The sequence below is a fragment of the Sphingomonas pollutisoli genome (genome assembly GCF_029167165.1).
Taxonomy (GTDB): domain Bacteria; phylum Pseudomonadota; class Alphaproteobacteria; order Sphingomonadales; family Sphingomonadaceae; genus Sphingomonas; species Sphingomonas pollutisoli.
In genome coordinates, this window is sequence record NZ_JARFNJ010000037.1 from 1 (window position 1) to 5,782 (window position 5,782).

9 protein-coding genes and 2 pseudogenes are annotated in these 5,782 nt (G+C 61.4%); 4 read left to right on the forward strand and 7 right to left on the reverse strand.

Features of this window, described 5'->3' with window-relative positions:
* Positions 1–824 precede the first annotated feature (824 nt).
* The 5 genes and pseudogenes from PX554_RS26260 to PX554_RS26280 all read right to left on the reverse strand — a co-directional run.
* Positions 825–983 (reverse strand): annotated as a pseudogene (locus PX554_RS26260) (type IV secretory system conjugative DNA transfer family protein); the annotation flags it as partial.
* A 70-nt stretch (positions 984–1,053) separates the two neighbouring features.
* Positions 1,054–1,335 (reverse strand): hypothetical protein, encoded by a 282-nt coding sequence (locus PX554_RS26265; RefSeq protein ID WP_275505021.1) that lies wholly within the window; start codon positions 1,333–1,335, stop codon positions 1,054–1,056.
* Between the two features lie 19 nt (positions 1,336–1,354).
* Positions 1,355–2,035, reverse strand: coding sequence for a hypothetical protein (locus PX554_RS26270; RefSeq protein ID WP_275505022.1), 681 nt, complete (start codon positions 2,033–2,035; stop codon positions 1,355–1,357).
* A gap of 11 nt (positions 2,036–2,046) precedes the next feature.
* On the reverse strand, positions 2,047–2,265 hold the full coding sequence (locus tag PX554_RS26275; protein ID WP_173238340.1) for a conjugal transfer protein TraD: 219 nt from the start codon (positions 2,263–2,265) through the stop codon (positions 2,047–2,049).
* A gap of 13 nt (positions 2,266–2,278) precedes the next feature.
* A complete protein-coding gene (locus PX554_RS26280) occupies positions 2,279–2,608 on the reverse strand; it encodes a conjugal transfer protein TraD (RefSeq protein WP_275505023.1) in 330 nt (109 codons plus the stop codon).
* Positions 2,609–2,782: 174 nt separating this feature from the next.
* On the opposite strand from PX554_RS26280, the pseudogene mobQ reads away from it, so the two are divergent.
* Positions 2,783–3,745, forward strand: a pseudogene (mobQ, locus tag PX554_RS26285) (MobQ family relaxase); the annotation flags it as partial.
* 134 nt (positions 3,746–3,879) lie between these two features.
* On the opposite strand, the gene PX554_RS26290 reads toward mobQ, so the two are convergent.
* The gene (locus PX554_RS26290; RefSeq protein ID WP_275505024.1) at positions 3,880–4,305 is read right to left on the reverse strand and encodes a type II toxin-antitoxin system VapC family toxin; all 426 of its coding nucleotides are present in this window, start codon (positions 4,303–4,305) and stop codon (positions 3,880–3,882) included.
* Complete coding sequence (locus PX554_RS26295; RefSeq protein ID WP_275505025.1) at positions 4,302–4,559, reverse strand: FitA-like ribbon-helix-helix domain-containing protein; 258 nt, start codon at positions 4,557–4,559, stop codon at positions 4,302–4,304. Before PX554_RS26295 ends, PX554_RS26290 begins: the two co-directional genes overlap by 4 nt.
* Before the next feature lie 277 nt (positions 4,560–4,836).
* On the opposite strand from PX554_RS26295, the gene PX554_RS26300 reads away from it, so the two are divergent.
* Genes PX554_RS26300 through PX554_RS26310 form a run of 3 tightly spaced genes read left to right on the forward strand, consistent with a single transcriptional unit; the run spans position 4,837 to position 5,728 of the window.
* Complete coding sequence (locus PX554_RS26300) at positions 4,837–5,091, forward strand: type II toxin-antitoxin system Phd/YefM family antitoxin (protein ID WP_275505026.1); 255 nt, start codon at positions 4,837–4,839, stop codon at positions 5,089–5,091.
* Positions 5,091–5,534, forward strand: coding sequence for a type II toxin-antitoxin system VapC family toxin (locus PX554_RS26305; protein WP_275505027.1), 444 nt, complete (start codon positions 5,091–5,093; stop codon positions 5,532–5,534). Before PX554_RS26300 ends, PX554_RS26305 begins: the two co-directional genes overlap by 1 nt.
* Complete coding sequence (locus PX554_RS26310) at positions 5,531–5,728, forward strand: recombinase family protein (RefSeq protein ID WP_275505028.1); 198 nt, start codon at positions 5,531–5,533, stop codon at positions 5,726–5,728. Before PX554_RS26305 ends, PX554_RS26310 begins: the two co-directional genes overlap by 4 nt.
* The last annotated feature ends 54 nt before the right edge of the window (positions 5,729–5,782 follow it).

The window sequence follows — 5,782 nt, forward strand, 5'->3', positions numbered from 1 at the left end:
TTGAAATCCGTCATCGTTCCGTCCGTCCAATCTCCGCCAAGCATGCTCAAGCTTCACGATTTTTGCAACAGAGCCATATCGACCACGGCAGGTTGCGACATAGGCTTGACCAACGGTGAGCAAGAGGGACTTACCAACTCACCCTAACCGCGAAAGGTGAGCTAGGCAAATGGTTCAGCTCCCCGGCAGAGCAGCGTGGCGGATACCCCAAAACTCACCGATCCTTCTAGCTCGACCAATGGAATACCCCAACGCTCACTGGACCCGGCCCGAACACTCACCTTTACCGGCCCCAAAGCTCACCGCATGCTACCCCGAAACTCACGCGACTCGACCCCAACGCTCACTGTTGGAGCCGTTCTTCCGCAGAAATCAGGCCCTTTCAGCGCCCTGAATCTTGAACCAGAAGAATTAGAGAATCTGAACCGCGAGAGGTGAGCTTTGGGGTAGGCCAGCCTGTGGATAAGCAGCGTCAGAATACGCAGATGGAATCGGCCTAATGGCCGATACACTATTCGTTGCGTGCCGGCTGCGCCGTCACCAGAGCGGCGCAAGCGCCGCATGCTAGGCGGAAAGAAGAGTAGCGAGCTGGCGACCAGATATCGCGCCAGGGCCGCCCAAGAGCGCCATGAGGGCAGGGGAGAGGGCTTCGACACAACCGTCACACTTGCAGCACCGAACCTCGCTGTTGGTGCTTAGATCAGCTACTCCGCGATCGGTTTCGTAGATCGTTATCCGATCACCCGCTCCGTCGCGGCTGCTACCGTGGCGAACCCCCCTCGGAAGGTGAGGCACTACCCCAAAGCTCACCTTTCGCGCATCGTTTACGCAGGATCGAACAAACCGGCGAACTCGCGCTGGTCGTAGTAGCGGATTTTCTCGACCGCGAGCGGGTGTTCGCCCTGGCGCAGCAGCAGGAGCTGGTCGGGCCGCATCCGCATGATTTCGTCGGGCGTGGCCAGCCGGCGAGCGGAGACATGACCGCTGACGCTTTCCGAGGGGCGATGAAGGCGACGAAGACCGCGAACAGCGGGCTGATCCGTCGCCTAAGCATCAGCGCGCTGCCATCGGCGTGACCGGCAGGGACCGATCGGCGTCGGGATGATCGAGCAGCCGGAGCAGGATTTGCGACACGAGGAGAGGGGGCACGCCCTCGTCCAGCATCATCGCGAAGAAAGCATCCTCGTTGGGGTTCGGGATCATGTCCTCGATCACGAGGTTGGCGCGCGAGTCCGCCATGTCCTCGTGCCACATGGCGACTTCCGCCGGCGTGCCGCGCACGAAATCCATCGCGCGGACTTGGCGGCGGATCGTCTCGATATCGAAATCGCTCATTACCTGTCCTCTCTGGCGATCATGGAACATCCGGCAGATTTGCAACGCTGTCCGCCAACGACCGAGCAAACCCGCGCAGCGTGGCGACATGGCGAGAGAAGGTCGCACGATCGAGAACGATCGGATCGCCGAGAGTCGGCAATTTCTGCGACGGGGTGGACGCGGCGGCGAGCCGATTAAGCGCCTTCTGATTGTAGACGGGGATACCGTGCGCGCAGAGATTGCGGACCGTCACCGCCTCGACCACGCCACGGCGACCGCCCTTGAAGCTCGACCACCCCCGATTGCCCAATTTCAGCAGCGCCGCACCCCACGCATCAACCGGCGTGCCGGTGATCCAATACTCGGCCGCTTGATCGATCGGTGCAGTCGCATCTATGCCCGCAAAGGCGGTCCGTTGTGCCCCCTTCTTGGCGTAAGCCGTTTCGACCAGCTCGCGCCCCAAATCTTCGACCAGCGCGACGTAGGACGGGAACAGCACGCGGTAGAGCTGCTGATCGTCGTTCAGGACTGCCGTAAAGTCGGCGAGGTCGCATTTGAACGCGGACCCGGCGGGGTCGGTCATCACCAGCGGCGCGGTGGACGTAACAGGGAAGCCGTTGACGTAGGTCCGATACGAGGCGAGCGCCATTTCCGAGGCGAAGCGAAACCGGGTCAGGTCTCGCCATCGATCCCACATTTCATAGCGTACCCAAGCCATCGGTTATCCCCTCACGATCCAGCTTCCGCTTCCGCATCGAACGCCCGTTTGCCGCGTCGCTTCCACAGCGTCAGCACGTCGCCGGCGTCATCGCCGCGCGCGCGTCCGGCGAGATCGAGCAGCGCGCCGTAGAGGGTGGCGCGATCGTCGTCGGTCAGCTCGACCAGGCCGGCCTTCTGGACCAGCCCGCCCAGCTCAATCAGATGGCGTGTGCGTTCGCGACGTTGCACGACCCAGCCCCTGTTATCCGTTCGGCGTTGTGCCGCTTCCGCCCGCAGCGTTGCCGCCCGGTTCAGGCGCAGCGCCCGATCCGTCGATTGCAGCAGCGCCGCCACCTTTGCGCCCACGCCGTTGAAAGAAGGCAGCGCCATTCGCGCGCCATGCCTCCTTTGCGCCCGCATCTTTCGACCCGATCGCATCAAGCAGCACGCCGGCGAGGGTTTCGGCGTCGAGCGCATCGGCCCCGGTTGCGGTGACGAGTTGACCGAGCTGTTCGACCCGCTTCGCCTTGAGTGCGCGGGCCTTGTCACCCAGCGCCTTCAATTCGGCATCGTAATCGCGAACCTTCCGCATCGCCTTCACCTTTTTGTGCATCGGTCGGCAGCATTTTAGCGCACCTAGCGTGAGGGTAAAGCTAGAAGGACCAGTATGCAGCACTAAGTCAATCAGCAGGAGCGGAGCGGATGATGAGTGCGCGCTTATACGTCGTTGCCGACGTGCGCTAAGTAGGGCAGTGTGCAGAGCGTCATGGCGATCTACCATTTCTCCGCCAAGGTTGTGAGCCGCGCGAACGGATCGAGCGCCGTCGCGAGCGCCGCCTATCGTTCCGCATCCGAGCTGCACGACGACCGGCTGAACCGCGATCACGATTTCAGCAACAAGGCGGGCGTCATCCATTCCGAAGTGATGTTGCCGCAGGGTGCGCCGGAGCGTTTAAACGACCGCACGACCTTGTGGAACGAGGTGGAGGCAGGCGAGAAGCGCAAGGACGCGCAGCTTGCCCGCGAAGTGGAGTTCTCGATTCCGCGTGAGATGAACGAGAAGCAGGGCGTCCAGCTCGCGCGCGATTTCGTGAAGAAGCAGTTTGTCGATCGCGGGATGGTCGCAGACCTGAACGTGCATTGGGACAAGGCGAAGGACGGCACGCCGAAGCCGCACGCGCATGTGATGATGACGATGCGCGATGTCGGACCGGAGGGGTTCGGCAAAAAGAACCGTGACTGGAACTCGACCGAGCTGTTGAAGGATTGGCGCGAGGCATGGAGCGCGCACGTCAACGAGCGAATGGCCGAGTTGGGTTTGGAAGGCCGGATCGATCATCGCAGCTATGAGGCGCAGGGGATCGTGCTGGAGCCGCAGCACAAGATCGGCCCTGCTGCGTCGCGTCGTCCGGAGCAGGGACTTGAGGCGGAGCGGATCGAGGATCACACGCGCATCGCCCGTGAGAACGGCGCGAAGATCATCGCCGATCCCAATGTCGCGCTGGACGCGATCACGCGGCAGCAGGCCACCTTCACCACCCGCTACCTTGCGACGTTCGCGTTCCGGCATAGCGACGGCAAGGAGCAGTTCGACCAGGTGATGGGAGCGGTTCGGGGATCGCCCGAGTTGGTCGCATTGGGGAAGGACGGGCGCGACCAGGAGCGGTTCACGTCGCGCGACATGATCGCGGTGGAGAACCGGCTTGAGCGTGCCGGTGACGAGCTGGCCAAACCCAATCCAGCCCCTCGTTATACTTCTGCCATAAACCAGGCGTCGTCCACGCCATGATAATGCTGACACCCGAAGGCGCAGTCTCGATCCGTTCCCAATCATCCCACTGAGTCAGATCGCTTTTGTGAGTCTCAGCCATTACCATACTCCCAAGGGTTGATAACCGGGATGAAGCCAGCTTCGAAGGGGGCAACGTCGCGGGTTGCGACCGCATAACCGTGCGTGGCAGCGATCGCCGCGATGTAGCCATCTGGCGTGGGGAAGCCCTTCCCCACGCTACGCGCGGATGCCGCCAGGTCCGCGTAACGTCTCGCTGCCGCGTAGTCGAACGCAAGGACGCGACCGGCGAAGAGATCCTCGGTGCATGCAAATGCGCCCGCAAGCGCGTCCCGCCGCTTGCCCTCCGGCAAACAGGCGATCCCGAAGCGGATCTCCGCGATCGTGATCGCCGAGAGATAAAGCGTTTCGGCGCGCTGGGCGTCAAGCCACCCGGCAACGGCCGGAGCGGGGGCTGCCTTCATCATCTCCGATATGACGTTGGTATCGAGGACGATCACTCCCCCAGGCTCATCGGTTTGGCCGGTACGCGATCTCGCGCACGGTCGATGACCCGAGCCTCAACCTCGGTGAGCCTTACACCACCCCAGATGTCGCCGAGCGCCGAACCGAGACGTTGGCGCTCCGAAGGAAATACGGCCGACGCGATCAACTCGCGAACCTCAGCCTCCGCGCTCCGCCCATGTTTTGCCGCGAGGGCCTTCAACCCTCTGTGAATGTCATCTGGGATGTTGCGGATCGTCAGAGCTGGCATTTCGTTCGCCTCGTGATAGCATGTTCATCGGATGCTATCACACCAATGCCCCGAGTCAATTAAATTGTGCTGCAAAAAACTGTTATTTGACAGTCAACAAAACGATCGTATTCTTCACTGTCAACCGACCCCCAAAAAACCCGCAGAAATCCGTCGGAAAAAAATGCCAAAATCGGCCGATTCAAATTAATGTGAATTACGTCGGATTAAATTGACAAAGCCGGGGTCTTCGCCTTACGGTATGGTACATACCATATCTTGCCGGAGGATCAAAGCGATGGGCGCGCATTATGTGAGCAGCAAGGATTTCAACCGAGACCCGGGACGCGCCAAAAAGGCGACCGACGACGGGACCGTTTTCATCACGAACCGGAACCACCCGACGCACGTCTTGTTGCGGATCGATGAGTACCGGAAGCTGACGACGTCCAAGGGCTCCATCGTCGATAAGCTCGCTCTTCCCGCAGCCGCAGACATCGAGTTTGATCCGCCCCGCGTCCGTATCGGCCTCAAGCCTGCCGACCTCGATTGATGTTCCTGCTGGACACCAACGCCGTTTCGGAAATGCGGAAGGGGAGAAATGTGCCCTCCGCCGCGCCGATCATCGAGTGGGCCTCGCAGATCGATGAGGCCGCGCTTTATCTCTCGGCCATCACGATCCTTGAACTGGAAATCGGAGTCCGCCTCCGCGAGCGCAAGGACAAGGCCCAGGGCGCGATCCTCCGGCACTGGCTTGATGATATGGTTCGGCCGACATTTGCCGGTCGCATCCTACCAGTCGATGAGGCAGTCGCGCTGTGTTGCGCTCCCTATCACGTTCCAGATCCCGCAGCCGAACGGGATGCCCTTATCGCAGCAACCGCGCACCGCCACGGGCTGACGGTCGTGACCCGCAATGTCGATGACTTCGCGCGCACCGGCGTTGCGATCATCAACCCCTGGGAGCCAACTCCGCAGACCGGAAAGCGACCATGAAGATCGGCTACGCGCGCGTATCGACCGGCGAGCAGAACTTGCGGATGCAGGTTCAGGAACTCAAAGCCTATGGCTGCGAGAAGATCTATCGAGACGAGGGCGTCTCGGGCGGGGCCGTCCTCAAACCGGAATATGCCAAGATGCTCGCCCAGCTCCGCGCTGGTGACGAGGTGGCTCTGTTGCAAAAATCGTGAAGCTTGAGCATGCTTGGCGGAGATTGGACGGACGGAACGATGACGGATTTCAAG

What these genes read in the sequence shown, in the direction of transcription:
- PX554_RS26270 (WP_275505022.1), bottom strand. Translation starts at nt 2,035, where the DNA reads ATGGCTTGGGTACGCTATGAAATGTGGGATCGATGGCGAGACCTGACC.
- PX554_RS26300 (WP_275505026.1), top strand. Translation starts at nt 4,837, where the DNA reads ATGGGCGCGCATTATGTGAGCAGCAAGGATTTCAACCGAGACCCGGGA.
- PX554_RS26265 (WP_275505021.1), bottom strand. Translation starts at nt 1,335, where the DNA reads ATGAGCGATTTCGATATCGAGACGATCCGCCGCCAAGTCCGCGCGATG.
- PX554_RS26295 (WP_275505025.1), bottom strand. Translation starts at nt 4,559, where the DNA reads ATGCCAGCTCTGACGATCCGCAACATCCCAGATGACATTCACAGAGGG.
- PX554_RS26310 (WP_275505028.1), top strand. Translation starts at nt 5,531, where the DNA reads ATGAAGATCGGCTACGCGCGCGTATCGACCGGCGAGCAGAACTTGCGG.
- PX554_RS26280 (WP_275505023.1), bottom strand. Translation starts at nt 2,608, where the DNA reads ATGCGGAAGGTTCGCGATTACGATGCCGAATTGAAGGCGCTGGGTGAC.
- PX554_RS26305 (WP_275505027.1), top strand. Translation starts at nt 5,091, where the DNA reads ATGTTCCTGCTGGACACCAACGCCGTTTCGGAAATGCGGAAGGGGAGA.